Annotated in this window: 19 protein-coding genes; 12 read left to right on the top strand and 7 right to left on the bottom strand. The window is 67.8% G+C overall.

From position 1 onward, the window contains the following. Positions 1-73 precede the first annotated feature (73 nt). From poxB to IEY58_RS03775, 4 genes are all read left to right on the top strand, one after another. Positions 74-1,795, top strand: coding sequence for a ubiquinone-dependent pyruvate dehydrogenase (gene poxB / locus IEY58_RS03790; protein ID WP_189042696.1), 1,722 nt, complete (start codon positions 74-76; stop codon positions 1,793-1,795). A 124-nt stretch (positions 1,796-1,919) separates the two neighbouring features. After that, complete coding sequence (locus tag IEY58_RS03785; RefSeq protein ID WP_189042694.1) at positions 1,920-3,251, top strand: MFS transporter; 1,332 nt, start codon at positions 1,920-1,922, stop codon at positions 3,249-3,251. Between the two features lie 5 nt (positions 3,252-3,256). Further along, positions 3,257-4,210 carry a helix-turn-helix domain-containing protein gene (locus tag IEY58_RS03780; protein WP_189042692.1) on the top strand — a complete coding sequence of 318 codons (954 nt, stop codon included), beginning with the start codon at positions 3,257-3,259 and terminating at the stop codon, positions 4,208-4,210. 239 nt (positions 4,211-4,449) lie between these two features. Continuing rightward, the gene (locus IEY58_RS03775; protein ID WP_189042690.1) at positions 4,450-6,018 is read left to right on the top strand and encodes a glycosyltransferase family protein; all 1,569 of its coding nucleotides are present in this window, start codon (positions 4,450-4,452) and stop codon (positions 6,016-6,018) included. Here the strand turns inward: IEY58_RS03775 and IEY58_RS03770 are convergent. Beyond that, on the bottom strand, positions 5,944-6,846 hold the full coding sequence (locus tag IEY58_RS03770; protein WP_229743519.1) for a LysR substrate-binding domain-containing protein: 903 nt from the start codon (positions 6,844-6,846) through the stop codon (positions 5,944-5,946). The two genes, IEY58_RS03775 and IEY58_RS03770, sit on opposite strands and share 75 nt — an antisense overlap. A gap of 140 nt (positions 6,847-6,986) precedes the next feature. Between IEY58_RS03770 and IEY58_RS03765 the strand changes: the two genes are divergently transcribed. The 8 genes from IEY58_RS03765 to IEY58_RS03730 are packed head-to-tail and all read left to right on the top strand — an operon-like array spanning position 6,987 to position 14,658. After that, positions 6,987-8,033, top strand: coding sequence for an ABC transporter substrate-binding protein (locus IEY58_RS03765; protein WP_189042686.1), 1,047 nt, complete (start codon positions 6,987-6,989; stop codon positions 8,031-8,033). Beyond that, on the top strand, positions 8,033-9,097 hold the full coding sequence (locus IEY58_RS03760; RefSeq protein WP_189042684.1) for an ABC transporter ATP-binding protein: 1,065 nt from the start codon (positions 8,033-8,035) through the stop codon (positions 9,095-9,097). Before IEY58_RS03765 ends, IEY58_RS03760 begins: the two co-directional genes overlap by 1 nt. After that, on the top strand, positions 9,094-9,954 hold the full coding sequence (locus IEY58_RS03755) for an ABC transporter permease (protein ID WP_189042682.1): 861 nt from the start codon (positions 9,094-9,096) through the stop codon (positions 9,952-9,954). Before IEY58_RS03760 ends, IEY58_RS03755 begins: the two co-directional genes overlap by 4 nt. After that, on the top strand, positions 9,951-10,748 hold the full coding sequence (locus IEY58_RS03750; protein WP_189042680.1) for an ABC transporter permease: 798 nt from the start codon (positions 9,951-9,953) through the stop codon (positions 10,746-10,748). The genes IEY58_RS03755 and IEY58_RS03750 overlap by 4 nt, the downstream gene beginning before the upstream one ends. Beyond that, entirely contained in the window at positions 10,745-11,869 is a 1,125-nt protein-coding gene (locus IEY58_RS03745) for an NAD(P)/FAD-dependent oxidoreductase (protein WP_189042678.1), read from the top strand. Before IEY58_RS03750 ends, IEY58_RS03745 begins: the two co-directional genes overlap by 4 nt. Then, positions 11,853-12,146 carry a (2Fe-2S)-binding protein gene (locus IEY58_RS03740; protein ID WP_189042676.1) on the top strand — a complete coding sequence of 98 codons (294 nt, stop codon included), beginning with the start codon at positions 11,853-11,855 and terminating at the stop codon, positions 12,144-12,146. The genes IEY58_RS03745 and IEY58_RS03740 overlap by 17 nt, the downstream gene beginning before the upstream one ends. Next, positions 12,143-13,555, top strand: a complete 1,413-nt coding sequence (locus IEY58_RS03735; RefSeq protein ID WP_229743463.1) for an FAD/NAD(P)-dependent oxidoreductase — start codon at positions 12,143-12,145, stop codon at positions 13,553-13,555. The genes IEY58_RS03740 and IEY58_RS03735 overlap by 4 nt, the downstream gene beginning before the upstream one ends. Then, the gene (locus IEY58_RS03730; protein WP_189042674.1) at positions 13,552-14,658 is read left to right on the top strand and encodes an NAD(P)/FAD-dependent oxidoreductase; all 1,107 of its coding nucleotides are present in this window, start codon (positions 13,552-13,554) and stop codon (positions 14,656-14,658) included. Before IEY58_RS03735 ends, IEY58_RS03730 begins: the two co-directional genes overlap by 4 nt. 12 nt (positions 14,659-14,670) lie before the next feature. Here IEY58_RS03730 and IEY58_RS03725 read toward each other — a convergent pair whose 3' ends face one another. From IEY58_RS03725 to IEY58_RS03700, 6 genes are all read right to left on the bottom strand, one after another. Beyond that, positions 14,671-14,862: an MbcA/ParS/Xre antitoxin family protein gene (locus tag IEY58_RS03725; RefSeq protein ID WP_189042672.1), complete on the bottom strand. Its 192-nt coding sequence runs from the start codon at positions 14,860-14,862 to the stop codon at positions 14,671-14,673. A gap of 107 nt (positions 14,863-14,969) precedes the next feature. Further along, positions 14,970-15,422, bottom strand: a complete 453-nt coding sequence (locus tag IEY58_RS03720) for a carboxymuconolactone decarboxylase family protein (protein ID WP_189042670.1) — start codon at positions 15,420-15,422, stop codon at positions 14,970-14,972. 12 nt (positions 15,423-15,434) lie between these two features. Further along, entirely contained in the window at positions 15,435-15,854 is a 420-nt protein-coding gene (locus IEY58_RS03715; protein WP_189042668.1) for a cupin domain-containing protein, read from the bottom strand. Between the two features lie 116 nt (positions 15,855-15,970). After that, complete coding sequence (locus tag IEY58_RS03710; protein ID WP_189042666.1) at positions 15,971-17,479, bottom strand: efflux transporter outer membrane subunit; 1,509 nt, start codon at positions 17,477-17,479, stop codon at positions 15,971-15,973. A 121-nt stretch (positions 17,480-17,600) separates the two neighbouring features. Then, positions 17,601-19,166 carry a DHA2 family efflux MFS transporter permease subunit gene (locus tag IEY58_RS03705; RefSeq protein ID WP_189042664.1) on the bottom strand — a complete coding sequence of 522 codons (1,566 nt, stop codon included), beginning with the start codon at positions 19,164-19,166 and terminating at the stop codon, positions 17,601-17,603. Between the two features lie 28 nt (positions 19,167-19,194). Further along, positions 19,195-20,364: an HlyD family secretion protein gene (locus IEY58_RS03700; RefSeq protein ID WP_189042662.1), complete on the bottom strand. Its 1,170-nt coding sequence runs from the start codon at positions 20,362-20,364 to the stop codon at positions 19,195-19,197. Positions 20,365-20,375 lie beyond the last annotated feature (11 nt).

Below are 20,375 nucleotides of genomic sequence, written 5' to 3'. Positions count from 1 at the left end.
GCCGCCGCGTCCGGATTGTCATGGTCGAGCGATCCGAAGCACCTGCCCCCCTTTCGCGTCTCGGAGATTTCACATGGCGAGAACAGCCGCCGATTTTCTGGCCGAATCCCTGCAAAAGGCTGGCGTAAAGCGAGTCTATGGCGTCGTCGGAGATTCGCTGAACGGGTTCACCGACGCGCTGCGGCGCCTCAAGACCGTCGAATGGGTTCACATGCGGCATGAGGAAGCAGGCGCCTTCGCCGCCGGCGCCGAAGCGCATCTGACCGGGGAGCTCGCCGTCTGCGCCGGCAGCTGCGGGCCGGGCAACCTGCACCTGATCAACGGCCTGTTCGACTGCCACCGCAGCCGCGTGCCCGTGCTCGCGATCGCGGCGCACATCCCCAGCACCGAGATCGGCATCGACTATTTCCAGGCGACCCATCCGGAGAGCCTGTTCAAGGAATGCAGCCATTATTGCGAGCTGGTGTCCCACCCGGCCCAGTTGCCGCAGATCCTCGAGCGCGCCATGCGCACGGCCATCGCGAAGCGCGGCGTCGCGGTCGTCGTCATTCCGGGCGACGTGGCGCTGAGCTCCCTCGACGCCAAGGTGCCGACCTGGCTGGCGCCGGCCACGCCGGTCATTCGGCCGGCCCAGGCCGAGATCGATCGGCTGGCTCAATTGCTCAACGGCGCCAGCCGGGCGACGATCCTGTGTGGCGCCGGCTGCGCCGGGGCGCATGACGAGGTCGTGGCGCTCGCCCAGCTGCTCAAGGCGCCGGTCGTCCATGCGCTGCGCGGCAAGGAATTCGTCGAGCACGACAATCCCTACGACGTCGGCATGACCGGCTTCATCGGCTTCGCCAGCGGCTATCTGGCCATGAAGGACTGCGACCTGCTGGTGATGCTGGGCACCGACTTCCCCTACCGGCAGTTCTATCCGGAGCGGGCGCGCGTCGTGCAGATCGACCTCCGTGCCGAGGCGCTCGGCAATCGCTGCCCGCTCGAGCTGGGCGTGGTCGGCGATGTCAAGGAAACGTTGGCCGCCCTGCTGCCGAAGCTCAACGCCAAGACCGACACGCGCCATCTCGAGGATGCGCTCGCCGATTACCGGAAAGCCCGCCGGGATTTGGACGCGCTCGCCGAAAGCGGCCCGGGCAGCGCCATCATCCATCCGCAATACGTCAACCGGCTGGTGAGCGAGCTCGCGGACGACGACGCCATCTTTACCTGCGACGTCGGCACGCCCACGTGCTGGGCCGCGCGCTACCTGAAGCTCAACGGCAAGCGCCGGCTCCTGGGCTCGTTCAACCACGGCTCGATGGCGAACGCGCTCCTGCAGGCGGTCGGCGCCCAGGCGACCTTCCCGGGCCGGCAGGTGATCTCGCTCTCGGGCGATGGCGGCTTCAGCATGATGATGGGCGACTTCATCACGCTCTCCCAGATCGGCCTGCCCGTGAAGGTCGTCGTGCTGAACAACGGCACGCTCGGCTTCGTCGAGCTCGAGATGAAGGCGAACGGCTTCATCGACAGCGGCTGCGACCTGAAGAACCCCAATTTCGCCGCCATGGCCGAGGCGATGGGCGTCAAGGGCGTGCGGGTCGAGCGCCCGCAGGACCTGGAAGCGGGCCTCGCGGCCGCCTTCCGCCACGACGGGCCGGCGCTGGTCGACGTGGTGAGCGCGCGCCAGGAACTGGTGATGCCGCCCAAGACCGGCCTGACCGAAGCCAGGCATTTCGGGCTGTTCCTCCTGAAAGCCGTCATGAACGGCCGTGCCAACCAGGTGATCGACCTCGCCAAGGTCAACCTGACACGCTGAACCTCGGCGCCGCGGACGGGCGGTTGCATCCGTCCGCGGCTCGTCGATTTTGACAAAGAGCGTTCCAAGCCGGCACTTATAGAGGGAGGAGCGATCAGGCGTAGCCCCGAACCGTCGAGCGTGCATGAGCAGATTCCGGGATGGCGATCTCTATTGCTGGGCCGTAGCGGGCCTGCTGAGCGGGTGCTACGCGGTCGCCTTCATCGATCGGGCGCTGATCAACGTCGCGAGCCAGCCGATCAAGCAGGGGCTGGGCTTAAGCGACACGGAGTTTGGGCTCCTGAGCGGCACGGCCTTCAGCCTGGTCTATGCATTCGGCGGGCTGCCGCTCGGCTGGCTCGCCGACCGGCTGAACCGGCGAGCGATGATCGCGTTCGCCATCCTGTTCTGGTCGGCAATGACGGCCGCCTGCGGATTTTCGACCTCGTTCGGCACGTTCTTCGCGGCCCGGGTCATGGTCGGCCTTGGGGAGGCCTGCCTGCTGCCGGCCGCGGTCTCGCTGCTTGGCGCCATCGTGCCCGAGCGTGGCCGGGCGCGGTCGATCGGCATCTTCCTGATGGGATCGGCGATCGGCAATGCAGCGGCCCTGTTGGGCGGCGGCCATTTGCTGACCCGGCTCAGCCAGAGCGGCCCGCTGGTCCTGCCGGTGATCGGCGTGATGGCGCCTTGGCAGGTCCTGTTCCTGCTCACCTGCCCGCTCGGCCTCGCCGCCGCCGCGGCCGTGCTCGCGATCCGGGAGCCTGATCGAGCCGCAGCCGCCTCCGCGGCAACGCCGGGGCTACGCACCATGATCGCTCACATCGGCGATCATCATCGCGCATACGGATTCCTTGCGGGCGCGACCTGTTGCACGGTGCTGCTGGCGCAGGCGCAGGCCGTGTGGCTGCCGCTCTACTACGTCCGGCACTTCGGCCTGGAGCCGGGCGAGAGCGCCGTCCTGATCGGCTGGCTGTTTGTGGCCTCGGTCCCCGCGGGTCAGCTGGCGGGCGGCGTCCTCACCGATCGCCTGCATGCGGCGAAGGTCACCGGCGCGCCTCATGTGGTCATCACGCTCTGCGTCACGCTCGCCCTGTTGCCGGCCGTCGTGTTCTGCACGACTGATCGCCTGTGGGTGTCCGGCATCGCCTATGCATTGTTCAATTTCCTGATCTCGGCCTCGACGCCGATGGGCCTGGTCGGCCTGCAGCAGCTGACGCCCCCGAGCCATCATGGCGTCGCGAGCGCACTCCTCGCGTCGGTCGCGACGCTCGCCGGCGTGGGCATCGGCCCGGCGGCGGTCGGCTTCATTGCCGACCACCTGTTCCAGAGCCCCGATGCGCTCGGCCATTCGCTGCTCGCCGTCATCCTGGCAGCCGGCCTCGCCGCCCCGCTTTTGGCGCTGAGCGGCCGGGACGCCTTTGCGCGCTCCGTGCGGACGCTCGCCCCCGAGGCCGTTCAAATGCGGCCGGCCGAGTGATGAAGATGCCGCAAGCCCACCACCCTCCCATGGCGGCCGGCAGTCGTGCCTATGGCGATACGATCGCCCGCAGCCTCGGCCTCAAAGACATGCCGGCGCTCCGCACCCGGTCGCTCACCGGCGCACAGATCGGCATCACCCGGGTTTCCTGCAGTGCCGCTGAAGCCGGGATGACGCCCGGCGTACCGGCGGAAGACACGTTCATCGTGGCGCTCTACCTGACCGCGTTGCCGCATCACGAGCTCTGGAGCCGAGGCCGCAAGGCCTTCTCGCAAGGCTACCGGCAGAACGCGATGCGGATCGTGAACCTGGAGGCCGAATATTCGGCACTCATCACCGCCGCCCATGAAACGATCTATTTCTATATCCCGCGTGCGAGCCTGGACGGCTTCGCCGCGGAGGCCGGATTACCGCGCATCGCCAATCTCGCCTGCGAGCCCGGTCTGGTTGATCCGGTCGTCGCCAACATCTCGGCCGCACTGCTGCCGGCCTTTCGGGCGCCGGAGCAGACGAGCACGCTCTTCCTCGACCAGATGGCGCTCGCCTTGTGCGCCCATGCGGCCGGCCGCTATGGGGCGAACGAGCTGCCGCGCACGCTGCTGCGCGGCCGCCTCACGCTCAGGACCGAACGGATCGCGAAGGAATTCATGGCGGCCCGGCTCGCGGACGACGTCTCGATCGCCGATGTCGCCGCCGCCTGCGGGCTCTCCCGCGGGCATTTCCTGCGCGCCTTCAAGACGACAACCGGGACCACACCGCACCAATGGCTGCAGGCCTATCGGGTGGAGCGGGCCAAGGCCCTGCTGCTCGATCCGGCATCCAGCCTCGCTGAGGTCGCGCTCAAATGCGGCTTCGCCGACCAAAGCCATCTGACCCGCGTCTTCGCCAAAATCACCGGCAAGCCGCCCGGCGCCTGGCGGCGCGAGTACCAGGGCTCCGCGAACCCGCCGCCATTCTAGCCGGCCTCGGTCTACATCGCATCGACGGCAAAGACATTGCTGACGCTTTGAGGGTAAAAGTCACGGCCGCCACATGGCAGGTCGATCGCGCTGAGCTGGAACCGTAAACGATGTCAGTCTCCTCTAAGGCAAGAAGGTCAAAGAGACTTACCCGACTTGGCGAGCAGCGGGTGTCGGCGCGATCGCCGGTGATGCGGAACTTCGCCGCCCCCAACGGCTCTCCGGCGCAAACCTGATCCATGCCAAATAGCTTCGGGGCCAGGTTGCGCACGCCCCAAGGACTTCTCGCTTCCGGGCTTATCCTTTTCGGGCTGCTGGCGTTTGCGCTCCTGGTGCGGGCGCGAACGTTGAACAACCCCGTTCTCGGTTTTGACGAACAGTTTTACCTGCTCGTCGGCGATCGGATGCTGCTCGGCGCGGTCCCCTATGTCGACATCTTCGACCGCAAGCCCATCGGACTGTTCCTGATTTACGCTGCGATTCGCGGCCTCGGCGGCGAAGGATTTGTCGAATATAAGCTCGTGGCATGCGGCTTCGTCGCGCTGACGGCGTTCCTGATCTATCGCGCCGCGCGCCCTCTCAGCAGCAGCTTCGCGGCCGGCGTTGCCGCGTGTCTCTACGTCCTGTGGCTCAACTTCATGGGGGGCGAAGGAGGACAGGCCGCCGTTTTTTACAATCTCCCCGTGCTGATGGCGGCCCTACTGACATGGCGCGCGGCACGAACCCTCGTACGGATCGTCCCGCTGGGTTGTGCGGCGATGTTGTTCGTCGGTATCGCCATCCAGATCAAATATACGGCGATATTCGAGGGGATCTTCTTCGGGATCGCACTTCTCTGGTCGTACCATCTGTCGCGAAGAAACCTCGCGGCCCTGATCGCCTACGCCCTTCTCTGGATCGGTTGCGCGCTGCTTCCCACCGCCCTTGCCGCGCTGGCTTATTGGCGGATCGGCGCGCTTCAGCCTTTTCTGTTTGCCAATTTCGCTTCGATATTCGGGCGTACGCCCGATCCGTTCTCGGCCCAAATGATCGGGCTCGCCAAACTGTGCGGCATTCTCCTGCCATTGCTTTTGTTGTGTGCGCTTTCACGGCGCCGCCGAGCTTCCGAAGGGACACCGGCGCCAGGATTTCCCTTTCTTTGGCTCGGCGCCGCGATTTTGGGCGTTCTGCTCTTCGGCAGTTTCCTGTCCCCGCAATACGGCATGCCGATCCTCGTTCCCGCCTGCATTGCCGCCGCGCCGTTTTTCGCCAGCTACAGACATGCACGTCTCGTTGCCGCTGTTATGCTGGCGACGGCGTTGATCGGCAGCAACATCGCGCTTGAGCGGAGTGAATTTGGCAAAGGCGGGCGCGCACAAGCCCTTGAGATCGCCCAGGCCGCACAACCGCACCATGGGTGCATCTATGTATATGACGGTTATCCGGCCCTCTACATGCTTACCCACTCTTGCTTGCCGACGCGCTGGGTGTTCCCGGGCCATCTGAATACCAGCGACGAATCCTCGGGCAATGCCCTTGGCGTTGACCCCGCAGCCGAGGTGCGCCGGATATTGGCAATGCAGCCGGAGGTGATCATCGACGATGCCCCCGCCTATGAACTCGGCAACCCCGAAACGCGGGCTCTGGTCGAGACCGCGCTGGCCCGCGACTATCATCTCGAGAAGAAGGTAAAAACCGGCACTGCGCGCTATCGGCTGGTCTATCGGTTGAATGGACCTTCGCAGGTGGGCAACCTAGCTCGCAAACTCGGCAGCGAGGACGCCCAGACGCTCGCGCACGGTCGCGACGAAGCCGTCGATCATCGCTGAGCCAGGCCGCGACAGCGCCGTCACCACGAACATCTCGAAATAGATCGCCGGCGCCATGGGCCTGACCGCCAGCCGGTCGCGGTAGTAGGACGCCGTCACCGGCTCGACCACCGCGACGCCGGCGCCGGCCGCGACGAACTCGCAGGCCGACACAGCGAGATGGGTCTGCACCATCGACTCGAGTGCCACGCCGCGCTGCAGGAACAGGTCCTCGATGATGTGACGCGCGCGATCCTCGCGGCCGAGCTGGACGAAGGGCGCATCGCGCAAATCTTCCGGGGCGAGCACGGCACGCCCGGCAAGCGGATGGTCGCGCGGCAGGACGACGACCCCGGGCAGCGACGCCAGCGGCTGCACCACGACGGCCGGCGAATGAGCGACCGAGAGCGCGAATCCCAGGTCGACCTGGCCCGCCTGCACCATCTCGACCACGTTCTGCGACGAGGTGACGGTGAGCGCCACATTGACGCCGGGCCGCTCTCGGCGAAACGCCGTCAGGATCTCCGGCAGGAAGCGCACGCCCAGGCTCGCCATGGCCGCGACATGCATCTCGCCGGTACCGAGCGAGCGGATCTCGTTCGCGACATGCTCGATGCGGTTCATCGTCAGGAACAGCCGCTCGACCTCGATGGCGAACCGCCGCGCCTCCCGCGTCGGCTGCAGGCGGCGGCGCACCCGGTCGAACAGGCGCAGGCCCGTCTCCTGCTCCAGCGCCTGGATCAGCTTGGTGATCGCCGGTTGGGACACCTGCAGGATCTCGGCGGCCCGGGTGACGGAGCCGCTCTCCATCACCGCGTGGAATGCCTCCAGCTGGCGCATGCGCGACACGGACAAGGCTTTGCTCCTGCCGAAGATTCATAACTGACAGGAATGATATACCGAAAATTCTATATTTGACGGAATGATTACGGGCTGCCAGCCTGACCGCCAACTGACAAATAAAATTTATCCCAACAGGAGGCATTCTGATGCGCACCTTGCGGTCGTTGACGCCTATCGTGCTGGCCATGCTTCTGGCACCGCTCCCTCTGACGCCAGGCGCCAGGGCTGACGACAAGACGCTCTATGTCGGCTCCTACGGCGGCTCGTACGAGACCATCATGAAGCAGCAGGTCATCCCGCCGTTCGAGAAGACGGCCGGCGTGCAGGTGCAGTACGTCTCGGGCAACTCGAGCGAGACCCTCGCCAAGATCCAGGCGCAGAAGGGCCATGAGGACCTGGACGTCGCCGTCCTCGACGACGGGCCGATGTATCAGGCGAAGTCGCTCGGCCTCTGCGGCAAGCTCAAGACCGGCCCGAACTACGCCGATATCTACGATCTGGCCAAGATGGGCGACGACGCGGTCGCGACCGGCGTGGTGGCGACCGGCCTCGCCTATGACGCGCGCGCGTTCGAGAAGGCCGGCTGGCCGGCACCGACGAGCTGGGCCGATCTCGCCGACAAGAAATACGCGGGCAAGATCGCCATCCCGGGCATCGACAACACCTACGGCCTGGTCGCCCTCCTCATGTACGCGCGGCAGAACGGCGGCGGCATCGACAATATCGATCCCGGCTTCGCCTACATGGCGAAGACGATCGCGCCCAATGTCCGCGCCTTCGAATCCTCGCCCGGCCGCATGTCGGAGCTGTTCCAGAGCGGCGAGGTCTCGCTCGCGATCTGGGGCAGCGGCCGCGTCAATGCGCTGGCCGACACCGGCTTCCCGATCAAGTTCGTCTATCCCAAGGAAGGGGCGGCCGCCCTGCTCATCACCGCCTGCGTCGTGAACGGCGCGCCGCATGATGCAACCGCGCAGGCGTTCGTCGACTATCTCCTGTCGCCGAGCGTTCAGGCCCTGCTCGCCAATGCCGGCAACGGGCCGGTCAACAAGAAGGTGACGCTGTCGCCGGAACTGGCCGCCCGCCTGCCCTACGGGCCGGAGCAGATCTCGAAGCTCGTGGCCTTCGACTGGTCCAAGGTCAACCCGAAGCGCGACGACTGGACCAAGCGCTGGAACCGCGAGATCGAGCGCTGATGGCCTTCCTCGAACTGGCTGGGCTGGAGCGGCGCTACGGCGATTATCTTGCCGTGGCGGCCCTTGATCTCACGGTCGAGAAGGGCGAGTTCGTCTCGCTTCTGGGGCCGTCCGGCTGCGGCAAGACGACGACCCTGCAGATGATCGCTGGCTTCGTCGAGCCGACGGCCGGCCGCGTCGTCATCGACGGCACCGACATGGCGCCGGTGCCGGCCAACCGGCGCGGCATCGGTATCGTGTTCCAGTCCTACGCGCTCTTCCCGCACATGACCGTGACGCAGAACGTGGCGTTCGGGCTCGAAATGCGGAAAGTGCCGGCGGCCGAGCGGCAGCGGCGCGTCGCGGAGGCGCTGGAGCTGGTGCACCTCGGCCATCTGGGCAGCCGCTATCCGCGCCAGCTGTCGGGCGGCCAGCAGCAGCGGGTGGCGCTCGCCCGCGCGCTCGTCATCGAACCGCGTCTCCTGCTGCTCGACGAGCCGATGTCGAACCTCGACGCGAAGCTGCGCGAGGACATGCAGCTCGAGCTCCGCCGCCTGCAGCGCAAGCTCGGCATCACCACGATCATGGTGACCCACGACCAGAACGAGGCCATGGGCTTGAGCGACCGGATCGCGGTCATGCGCTCGGGCCGCATCGTCCAGGTCGACACGCCCGAGCGCGCTTACGAACGTCCCGCCGACGGCTTCGCCTCGACCTTCCTCGGCAAGAGCAACCTGTTCCAGGCCGAGGCGGTGGCGGCGGACCGGATCCTGCTGCCGGGCGGCCGCGCGGTCGAAGCGCCGGCGGGCGAGCTCGACGGCCGAAGCGGCGCGGTCCTGTGCTCGCTCCGGCCGGAGAAGCTCAGGCTCGTGCCAGCGGGCACGGGGCGGCTCGATGGCACCATCGCGTCGCGCATCTTCCTCGGCAATCACTGGCTGTTCCAGGCGACGTGCGATCTCGGCACGATCCTCGTCTATCGCCAGAACGAAGGCGGCTCGGCGCCCGAGGAAGGGGCAACAGTCGGGCTCGACTGGCCGACGAACGCGCTGCGCCTGCTCGATCCCGAGGAAGAGGCGGCGCCATGACCGGCCGTCCGGGCTCAGCACCGCTCTGGCTGTCGCTGCCGGCGCTGGCGCTCTACGGGCTGCTGCTCGCCGTGCCGCTCACCATGACGCTGGTGCTGAGCGTCAATCTCTACGATCAGACCAAGGGCGTGCTGCCGGCCGTCTCGGCGGCCAACTACACGAGCGTGCTGGGCGACCCCTATTTCCACCGCATCTTCCTGCGCACGCTGCGCATCTCGCTGATCACGACCATCGTCGCAGCGCTCATCGGCACGCCCGAGGCCTGGATCCTGTCGCGCCTCCAACCCCGCTGGCGCGGCCTGTGCCTGCTCGCCGTGCTGGGGCCGCTGTTGATCTCGGTCGTGGTCCGTACGCTTGGCTGGACCATCCTCCTGGGCCGCACCGGCCTCATCAACCAGGCGCTCGGCAACCTCGGCCTCATCGATCGGCCGGTCGAGCTCCTGTTCACCGAGACCGGCATCGTCATCGCCCTCGTCCATGTCCTGGTGCCGTTCGTCGTCATCGCCGTCTGGACGGCTCTGCAGCAGGTCGACCCGGCGGGCGAGCGGGCGGCGCTGTCGCTCGGCGCCTCCGAGCGCACGGTGTTCTTCCGCATCGTACTGCCGCAGATCATGCCGGGCGTGCTGTCAGGCAGCGTCATCGTCTTCTCGCTCGCGGCGAGCGCGTTCGCCACGCCGGCCTTGATCGGCGGCCGGCGGCTCAAGGTCGTGGCGACGGCGATCTATGACGAGTTCCTCGGCACGCTCGACTGGCCGCTCGGCGCCGCGATCGCCGTGCTGCTCGTCGTCTCGGTCGTGGCGATCGTGCTGCTGTGGAACCGGCTCGTTGAACGGCGCACCGCGGCGGTGCTCGGATGACGCGGATCGGCTGGCTCGCCGGCGCCTTCCACCTGGCATTCATCGCCTTCATGCTGGCGCCGCTCGTCGTCGTGGCGCTCGTCGCCTTCACGCCGGACGGCTACCTGTCGCTGCCGGTCCATGGACCGTCGCTGCGCTGGTTCCGGGCGCTTTTGGTCGATCCCGACTTCGTGCGCAGCTTCTGGATCAGCATCCGCCTGGGCCTCCTGTCCGCGACGCTCGCCGCCGTCGTCATGGTGCCGGCGGCGCTCGCGATCGGCCGCTACCGCTTCTTCGGGCGGGAAGCGCTCACCGCCTTCGTCATGTCGCCCTTGATGGTGCCGACCGTGGTCCTCGGCGTCGCCTTCCTGCGTTTCCTGACGCTGATCGGGCTGCAGGGTACCTTCGTGGGCCTCGTCGCCTGCCATGCCATCGTGATCGGCCCCTATGTCGCGCGCATGCTGCTCGCGGCCGTGGCCGGGCTCGACCAGAATGTCGAGCGCGCCGCCGTTTCGCTCGGCGCCTCGCGCTTCACCACCTTCCGGCGGGCGACCGCGCCGATGCTGCTGCCCGGCATCGTCGGCGGCTGGCTGCTCGCCTTCATCGCCTCCTTCGACGAGCTGACCGTGACCATCTTCATCGCCTCGCCCCAGACCACAACCCTGCCGGTGCGCCTGTTCTCGCACATCGCCGAGACGACCGATCCGCTGGTCGCCTCCGTCTCCGCCGTCATCATGGCGGTCACCACCCTGGTATTGCTGACGCTCGACCGGCTTTACGGCGTCGACCGGCTGTTCGCCGGAGGTCGTCGGTGAGGCCGGTCAAGGCCGCGGGCGCGTTCGACGCCCTGGTGATCGGCGGCGGCCTGGTCGGCGCCGCCATCGCCTGGGGCCTTGCGCGCGCAGGTGCGGAGACGGCGCTCATCGACGAGGGCGACGTGGCCTTCCGCGCGGCGCGTGGCAATTTCGGCCTGGTCTGGGTGCAGAGCAAGGGCGACAACCGGCCGGAGTATGCCCATTGGACGCGCCGCTCGGCCGAGCTCTGGCCCGACCTCGCTGAGACGCTAGCCCGGGAGACGGGCATCGATGTCGCGCTCGCCCAGCCGGGCGGCCTGCATTTCTGCCTGAGCGAGGCCGAGATGGCCGAGCGCGGCCAGATGATCACGCGCATGCATAACCAGAGCGGCGGCATCGGTGCCAAGCTCCTGGACCGTTCGGAGCTCAAGGACATGGTGCCGGGCCTGGGGCCCGACGTGCGCGGCGCCTCGTTCAGCCCGGTCGACGGGCATGCGAGCCCGCTCCATCTGCTGCGGGCCTTCCATGCCGGCCTCATCGGCCGCGGCGGGCGCTACCTGCCCGGCCGCACGGTCGATCGGATCGCGCCCGCGCCCGGCAGCTTCGCGGTCTATTCGGGCACCGAGCGTTTCGTGGCGCCGAAGCTCGTCGTCGCGGCCGGGCTCGGCAGCCGGCACCTCGCCCCCATGACCGGGCTCGACATGCCGGTCGATCCCTTGCGCGGCCAGATCATGGTGACCGAGCGCCTCAAGCGCTTCCTCGACCTGCCGACCGTGTTCGTCCGCCAGACCGCCGAGGGCAGCGTCCTGGTCGGCGACAGCCACGAGGACGTCGGCTTCGACAATGGGACGACGCCCGCCGTCATGCAGGACATCGCGCGGCGCAGCGTCGCGACATTTCCGGCCCTCGCCGACGCGCAGATCGTCCGCGTGTGGGGTGCGCTCCGCGTCATGACACCCGACGGCTTCCCGATCTACGAGCAATCGGCGCGCTATCCGGGCGCCTTCGCCGCGACCTGCCACAGCGGCGTCACGCTGGCCGGCGCCCATGCCTTGGCGCTGGCGCCGGCGATCGCGGCCGGCGCCTTGCCTTCCTCCCTCGACAGCTTCATGAGCGGACGCTTCCATGTTTCAGCGGCTTGATCCCGGCACAGCTACGGCCGTGCGTCTCGATTTCGAAGGGCAGAGCGTTGCGGCCGAGCCCGGCGACACCGTCGCGGCCGCCCTGCTCGCGGCCGGCATCGGCCGGTTCCGCGAGACGCCGGTCGCAGGCTCGCCGCGGGCACCCTATTGCATGATGGGCATCTGCTTCGACTGCCTCATCGAAATCGACGGCGTGCCGAACCGGCAGGCCTGCATGGTGCCGGTCGCGGACGGCATGAAGATCCGGCGCCAGCACGGTGCCCGGGAGGTCGCATGAGCGGAAGTCGCATGAGCCCCTGGGACGCGATCATCATCGGTGCCGGCCCGGCCGGCCTTGCTGCCGCCACCTTGCTGGCCGAGCGCCAGGCCCGCGTGCTGCTGGTCGACGAGCAGCCGGCGCCGGGCGGGCAGATCTATCGGCGGATCGAGCATGTTGCGAGCCGACGGCCCGACCTCTTGACCGTACTCGGCGCCGACTATGCCCATGGCGCCGATCTCGCGAAGCGGTTCCGGGCGAGCGGCGCCGACTATCTGCCCGAGAGCACGGTCTGGCAGGTGACGCCGGAGCGCGAGGTGTGGCTGAGCCGCGCCGGCCGGTCGGCCCGGCACGAGGCCCAGACGATCGTCATCGCGACCGGCGCCATGGAACGGCCGGTCCCGGTGCCGGGCTGGACCTTGCCGGGCGTCATGACGGCAGGTGCGGTGCAGATCCTGTTGAAGTCGGCCGCCTTGAAGGCTGACGAGCCGCTCGTCCTCGCGGGATCCGGCCCGCTGCTCTACCTGCTGGCCGAGCAATGCCTCGCCGCTGGCGCGCGGCTTGCCGCCGTGCTCGACACGACGACGGCCGAGAACGAGGGCGCCGCCCTCGTCCATCTGCCGGCGGCGGTGCTGAAGGGCGGCCTCGCCTATCTGCGCAAGGGCCTCAAGCTGCGCGCGGCGATCCGCAAGAGCGGCGTGCCCTGGTTCCGCCACGTGACGAAGCTCCGCATCGAGGGCACGGACGCGGTCGCCGGCGTCACCTTCGAGAGCCGCGGCCGGACCGAGCGGCTCGATGCCCGCCTCGTGGCGCTGCACGAGGGCGTCATCCCGGCGCAGCAGATGACCCGGTCGATCGGGCTTGCCCATGAGTGGGACGCGGTCAGCCATTGCTTCCGCCCGACCGTTGATGCCTGGGGCAACAGTTCGGTGGACGGCATCCTGGTCGCAGGCGACGGCGCCGGCATCGGCGGCGCGCGCGCGGCCGAGCATGCCGGACGCCTTGCCGCCGCGGAGATGCTGCGCCGGCTCGGCCGGATTGACGGCGCCGCGCGCGACCGGCTCGCCCAAGCCGACCGGCGCGCGCTCGCGGCGCATCTCGCGATCCGCCCGTTCCTCGACCGGCTCTACGCGCCCCGGGCCGAAATCCTCGAGCCGGCCGACGCGGTCACGATCTGCCGCTGCGAGGAGATCACGGCCGGCGCCGTGCGCGCCGTCGTGGCTCAGGGCTGCCTCGGCCCGAACCAGGCGAAGAGCTTCCTGCGCTGCGGCATGGGCCCGTGCCAGGGCCGCCTGTGCGGGCCGACGGTCACAAGCGTGATCGCAGGGGCGCTTGGGCAATCGGACGAGGAGGTCGGCTACTACCGCATCCGGCCGCCACTGAAGCCGATCACGCTCGGTGAGCTCGCGAACATGGACGCGGCCGAATGAGTACCACCGCCGATGTGCTGGTCGTCGGCGGCGGCATCCAGGGCTGCTCAAGCGCGCTGCAGATCGCCCGGCGCGGCCTCAAGGTCGCGCTCGTCGAGAAGAACACGGCCGGCCGCCATGCCTCGGGCGTGAACGCCGGCGGCGTGCGCCGGCTGCTGCGTGCCGCCCCGGAGATCCCGCTGTCGATCGCGTCCATGCGGCTCTGGCACGAGATCGAAGCGCTCGTCGGCGATGATTGCGGCTTCAAGGTGAGCGGCCAGATCGCCGTTGCCGAGGACGAAGAGGGCCTGAAGGCACTCGAGGCGCGCGCGGCCGAGGTCCAGGCGCTCGGCTTCACGCATGAGGAGCTGGTCGGGCGCAACGAGCTGTTCGAGATCCTGCCGGCACTTTCGCGCCATTGCGTCGGCGGCCTCGTCGCGCGCGACGACGGTTTTGCCAGCCCCTATCACACGACCATGGCGTTCCGCCGCGCCGCGATCGCGGCCGGCGTCGACCTGCGCGAGGAATGCCGTGCCACCGGCTTCGCGCGGAAGGGCGGCGTCTGGCGCGTCGAGACCAGCCAGGGGCCGATCGAAGCCTCGACGCTGGTCAATTGCGGCGGCGCCTGGGGCGGCGCGGTCGCGGCCGCACTGGGCGAGCCCGTGCCGCTCGAACCGATCGCGCCCATGATGATGGTGACGTCGCGCATGCCCGAGTTCGTGACGCCGGTCGTGATCGGGCTGCAGCGTAAATTGTCGTTCAAGCAGATGCCGAACGGCACGGTGCTGATCGGCGGCGGTCACCGCGGCGTGCCGGACACCGCGCGCGAGCTCTCGTCGGTCGATTTCCAGAAGCTCGTCGTCAGCGCCCGCACCGTCGCGGACCTGTTCCCGATCATGCGCGACGCCCAGATCGTGCGCGCCTGGTCGGGCATCGAGTCCCGCATGCCCGACGATCTGCCGGTGATCGGCCCGAGCAGCACCGAGGAAGGCGCCTATCACGCCTTCGGCTTCTCCGCGCACGGCTTCCAGCTCGGCCCGATCATCGGGGCGATCATGGCGGACCTGGTGACGACAGGCCGGTCGGCCCTGCCGATCGAGCCGTTCCGCCTCACCCGGTTCTGAGGGGCTGTGTCGCTATTCGATCAGGATGGTGCGCTCCAGTTCCCGGAGCACCAGGCGCGCGCCGACTTCCGACTGCGCCATTTCGTAGGGAGGCAATTGAGCGAAGGTGCGGTTGGGCTTGAACAACCAATGCCTCGCGTATTCGGCGCCAAACAGTTCGTGGGCCTTGCGCTCGACAGCTTCGTATGTCGCATGCTCGGACATGGCGAAACCTCCTCTTATCAGAGGGGCGAGTTTATGACAGTTCGGCGCCATGCTGTCGAGGTGCGGCTGGCGTTGCCGGCCGCGGTTTCAATGATATTTTCGACGCATCACGGCACAGCCGTGGGCTTCGCACGGAAACTGATCGCCAGGCGGTTGTAAGCGTTCATAAGCCCGATTGCGATCGTCAGGTCCGACAATTCCTTGGCGTTGAACACGGTCGCTGCCGCGACATAGTCCGCGTCCGGCACGCCGGTCGACGCCACGTTCGTCACCGATTCAGCCCAGGCGAGTGCCGCCCGCTCGCGCGCGTCGAACAGGTCGCCCGCCTCGCGCCAGACCAGCACGAGCGCCAGCTTGTCGATGCCGAGGCCGGCCTTGACCAGCGCGCGCGTGTGCATGTCGATGCAATAGGCACAGCCGTTGATCTGCGACGTGCGCAGGAACACGAGTTCGAGGAACGACGGCGCGAAGCCGGTTTCCTTGAACAGATAGGTGTGGACGCCGTACAGCGCCTTGGTGCCGGCGGGTGCGGCCGCGTTGTAGTCGAGCCTTGCGGACATTTCACGCACTCCTCACTGCGGATCGGGGGTCGTCAGCGTCTTTTCGTCGCTGTCGACCACGAAGACGGCAAGCAGCTTCGCGGGCTTCGTCTTGCTCGCGTTCTCGCTCGCCTTATGGTGGGCGCCCGGCGCCTCGACCCAGCTTTCGCCGGCGCGATAGACCCGCGGCGGCGCGTCGTCGACCTGGCTCCGGATCTCGCCTTCGAGCACATAGGCATAGATGAAGGCGGAGCCCGCGTGGTGGTGCGGCGCCGATTTGGCACCGGGCGGATACGACACCACCACGGTGACGAGCGATTTCCCAGGCAGGTTCGGCATCACTTGCGAGGATTGCGGCGTCACTGTCTCGCGGACGGGCGCCGCGTAGGCCGGTGCGGCACCGACAAGAAGCGCGCAGAGGGGCGCGAAATAGGCGATTTTTCCGGGGGACATCGGGGACCATCCGTTGTAACGGTCCCCGGAAGATGGTCCGTTCTTGGCCCAGAACATAGGGCCAAGAACGGACTTAACGACTGGGCCAAGATCGCGGGCGCGATCGTACGGACCCCTTACCACCCGCCGCCCAAGGCCCGGTAGGATGTGACGGCGGCGCGCGCCGCATCGGCCTTGGTGCGGGCCAGATCGTCCTCGGCGGCCAGCAGCTGCCGGTCGGCGTCGAGCACGTCGGTCAAGGTGATGGCGCCGCCGCGGTAGGCGTCTTCCGACTTGTCGCGCGCGGTGGTGAGCGACGCGGTCTCGCGGCCGAGCTCTTGGTTCTGCGCCTCGAGCTGCACGAGGGACGTGAAGGCGTCCTCGACGTCCTCGGTCGCCTGCAGCACCGTCTTGCGGTACTTGGCGAGCGCCTCGGCATTGCCGCCCTTGGCTTGCGCCACCTCGGCGTCGACCTTGCCAAAGTCAAACAGGCGCCAGTGCAGGCCGGCCGTCATCTGCGGCTGGAACGCGCCACCAGTGAAGAGACTGCCTGCCGAGAGGCTCTCGAAGCCGAGCAGGCCGGAGAGCGAGACCTTCGGATAATATTCCGAGATCGCCTCGCCGATCTGGGCGTTGGACGCGGCGAGCTTACGCTCGGCTGCGATGATGTCGGGCCGCCGGCGCAGCAGGTCGGACGCATCCTTGCCGGGGTCGATGGCCGGGACCGCATCGATGCCGGCGTCGGCCGAGAGATCGAGCCCGTCGGTGCCGGGCTGCACGCCCATCAGCACGTCGAGCCGATTGTGCTCAGCCTCGAGCGTGGTCTTCAAGGGCGGGATGGTCGTCTGCGCCTGCTCGAGCAGCGCCTCGGCCTGGGCGGTCTCCCGGTCGGTCGCGGCACCGCTGGATCGGCGCTGATTGATCAGATCCAGGAGATGCTGGTCCGTCGCGATCTGGTCTGCCGCGACCTTGAGACGGGCCTGGGCGCCGCGGATCTGGAAATAGGCGTCGGCCGCTTCGGCCACGACGGAGACGCGCACGCCGGCATGCTCGGCCTCGGCCGCCTCGGCCTCGGCATCGGCCGCCTCGACGCCGCGCTGCAGGCCGCCGAACAGGTCGATCTCCCAGCTGGCGCCGACGCCGACGTTGTAGTCGCTCTGGTCGCGGTCATAGCCCGGCAGGTGGCGCGCAATGCTGCCGAGCGGCCCTTCGGTCGACTGGTGGATCGGGCTGATGCTCGCCTCGAGCGAGCCCTGCGGGTAGAGGCGGGACCCCGCCTCCTCGGCCGCGGCGCGCGCCTGCCGGACCCGGGCGACGGAGGCCTCGAGATCGAGGTTCTGGGCGAGCGTGCGCTCGACGATCCTGGTCAGCACCGGGTCGTTGAAGCCGGCCCACCATTGGTCGAGCGCCGGCGCCGGCGTTGTCGTCTGCCGCGCCTCGACGGAGGCCGCGTTTTGGAGCGGCTCGAGCTTCGTCTCAGGCGCCTGGTAGTCGGGGCCGACGACCGTGCAGGCGGCGATGCTGCTGGCCAGCAGGAGACCGGTTCCGAATTGAAGGCCGCGGCGGATCCAGCGTGATCCGCGGGCCGAAGACCGCAAGGGCGCTATCGAGCGCGGTACGGCGGCGTTGTCCTTGATTTGAACCATTTCACCCTCCGATTTTGCGTGCGCCGCGCCGTTCCCAACGAGCCGCAGCGTCGAGTTTCGAGAAGTCCTGATGTTTTCGAATGGGCTCGGGCTGGATCGCCCGAGCCGATATCAGCGGTGTTTAGTGCGCGTTGGCCGCGGCGGCGCCGGCCTTGGCCTTGTGGGCGAGCAGCATGCAGACCGCGGCGATCGCCAGCAGGACACCGACGACCGCGAACGCGTCGGCGAAGCCCATGACCAGCGCCTGGCGCCGGACGATCTGGCCGATCGCGATGATCGCCTGCTGCTGGGCCGCCGCCGGGTCGGTCATGCCGTGCGACTGGAAATAGCCCATCAGGCTGGCGATGCGCTCGCGGACCTCCTCGCGGTAGATCGTGACCGACTGGCCGATGATGTTCGAGTGGAACTGCTCGCGCTTGGTGATGATGGTCTGCAGGGTGGCGGTGCCGACGGCGCCGCCCAGGTTGCGCAGCATGTTCGAGATGCCCGAGGCGTTGCCGGCATCCTTGGGCGCGATCTCCGCCAGCGTGATCGCGGTCAGCGGCGTGATCACGAAGGCCTGGCCGACGGCACGCACGATGTTCGGGATCAGGAACTGGTCGCCCGAGTTGTCGTAGGACAGTTCGATGTTCATGAAGCAGCTGGCGGCGAAGAGCGCGATGCCGAAGAAGGCGACGTAGCGGATGTCGACCGTCTTCATCAGTTTCGGCACCAGCGGGATCAGGATGAGCTGCGGCAGGCCGGTCCAGGCAAGCACGTTGCCGATCTGCTCGGCGTTATAGCGCTGCACCTGCCCCAGATACTGCGGCAGCAGATAGACCGTGCCGAACAGCGCGAAGCCCACCAGCACCTGGGCGACCACGCCGATGCCGAAATTGCGGCCCTTGAACAGGCGCAGATTGAGCAGCGGGTTCTTGACCTTGAACTCGATCCAGATGAAGGCCGAGAGGAACACGACCGAGGAAATCGCCAGGTTGACGATGTATTGCGAGCCGAACCAGTCGTCCTTGTTGCCTTCCTCGAGCATGGTCTGGAACGAGGCGAGGCCGATCGACATGGTGACGATGCCGGCCCAGTCGGCTTCCTTGAGCAGGGCCAAGTTCATCGGGCCGCCCTCGAGCGTCGCCAGGAGCGCCGCCATCATCGCCAGGCTCGGCAGCGTGTTGACGAAGAAGATGGTCTGCCAGCCGTAATTGAAGGTGAGGAAGCCACCGATCGTCGGCCCGATCGCCGGCGCGAAGGTGACGGAGAGCGCGAACATCGCGAGGCCGATCGGCTGCTGCGGCTTCGGCAGGTGGGTCATGACCATGGTGACAGCCATGGGGATCAGGACACCGCCGGAGAAGCCCTGGATGCCGCGAAAGAGGATCATGGTGCCGAGATCGTGCGCCGTGGCGCAAGCCATCGAGAACATCATGAAGAAGAAGGTGCCGCCGATGATGACGCGGCGGAACGAGAACACCTTGACCAGGTAGTCGGTGAGCGGGATCACGATGATCTCGCCGATGAGATAGGCGGTCGAGACCCAGGCGCCGTTGTCGATGCCGGTGCCGATGCCGCCCTCGATATCGAGCAGCGAGGCGTTGGTGATCTGGATGTTGAGGATCGACATGAAGGCGCCGATCATGCCGGCGAGCACGGCGATCCAGGTGCCGACGGTGGCTTTGGCAGGCGTTGCAGTCGACATGATGAGGCCTCCCTCCTGAGATCCGGGCTCAGCCGGCGTGCGCCGGCTCGGCGGCCGCGCTCTTGGTGGCAGTGCTCTTGGTTGAAGACTGGGGCTTGGTCACGATCGTTGGCTCGACCGACATGCCGGGCCGGATCTGACCCGCGAGCGGGCTGCCCGGGTCGAGCACGATCTTGACCGGGATGCGCTGGACGATCTTGGTGAAGTTGCCGGTCGCGTTGTCGGGCGGCAGCAGCGCGAATTCCTGGCCGCTGCCCGGCGCCAGGCTGTCGACATGGCCGTGGGCGACCACGCCCGGGAACATATCGATCTCGACGTCGGCCGGCTGGCCGGCCTGGACGTGGGTCAGCTGCGTTTCCTTGTAATTGGCGACGATGTACGCCGCCTGGAGCGGCACCACCGCCATCAGCTGCGTGCCGGCCTGGACATACTGGCCGACGCGCAGCGTGCGGTTGCCGACCGTGCCGTCGACTGCGGCCACGATGGTCGTATAGGAGAGGTTGAGCTCGGCCTGGTGCTCGGCCGCCTGGTCCTGCGTCAGCGTCGCCTCAGCCTGGGCGAGCTCGGCCTTGAGCGTGTCGATCTGCTTGACCGCGGTCGCGAGCGCTGCCGTGTCGCGGGCGACGGTCGCATGGGTCGCGGCATTGCGCGAGGCCGCCTGCTGGGCGTTCTGCACGCTGCCGGCGCCGGTCTGGGCCAGTGCTGCATAACGCGCGTTATCCTGCTCGGCGAAGGTCTGGTTCGCGACGTCGACCGCGATCGTCGCCTTGGCCGCGTCGATGATCGACTGCTGGGTCACGAGTGCGGCCTGCTTATCGGCGATCACGGCCTCGGCCTCGGCGACATTGGCCTTGGCCTGGTCGACCGCCGTGCGGAAGTCGCGATCGTCGATGTGGGCCAGCACCTGGCCGGTCTTGACCGGCTCGTTGTCATTGACCAGCACCTGGTCGAGATAGCCCGACACCTTGGGGGCGACCGTCGTGTTGTCGGCCTGGACATAGGCATCGTCGGTCGAGACCTCGAACCGGCCGGCGGTCCAATACCACTCGCCGGCATAGGCGACGCCTGCGAGCACGAGAAGGCTCGCCCCCACCAGCAGCAGTTTCTTGCGGCGCCCCTTCTTCGGCACCGCGGGCGCCTCCGCCTCGGACGCCAGGGTCTCGGTTTCGATCTCAACGGAAACATCATGTTTGGTCATCGGACGCACTC

It is taken from the genome of Aliidongia dinghuensis, assembly GCF_014643535.1.
Classification (GTDB): domain Bacteria; phylum Pseudomonadota; class Alphaproteobacteria; order ATCC43930; family CGMCC-115725; genus Aliidongia; species Aliidongia dinghuensis.
Note: the sequence above shows the minus strand (reverse complement) of the source record. Positions and strands in the feature narration are given on the sequence as shown.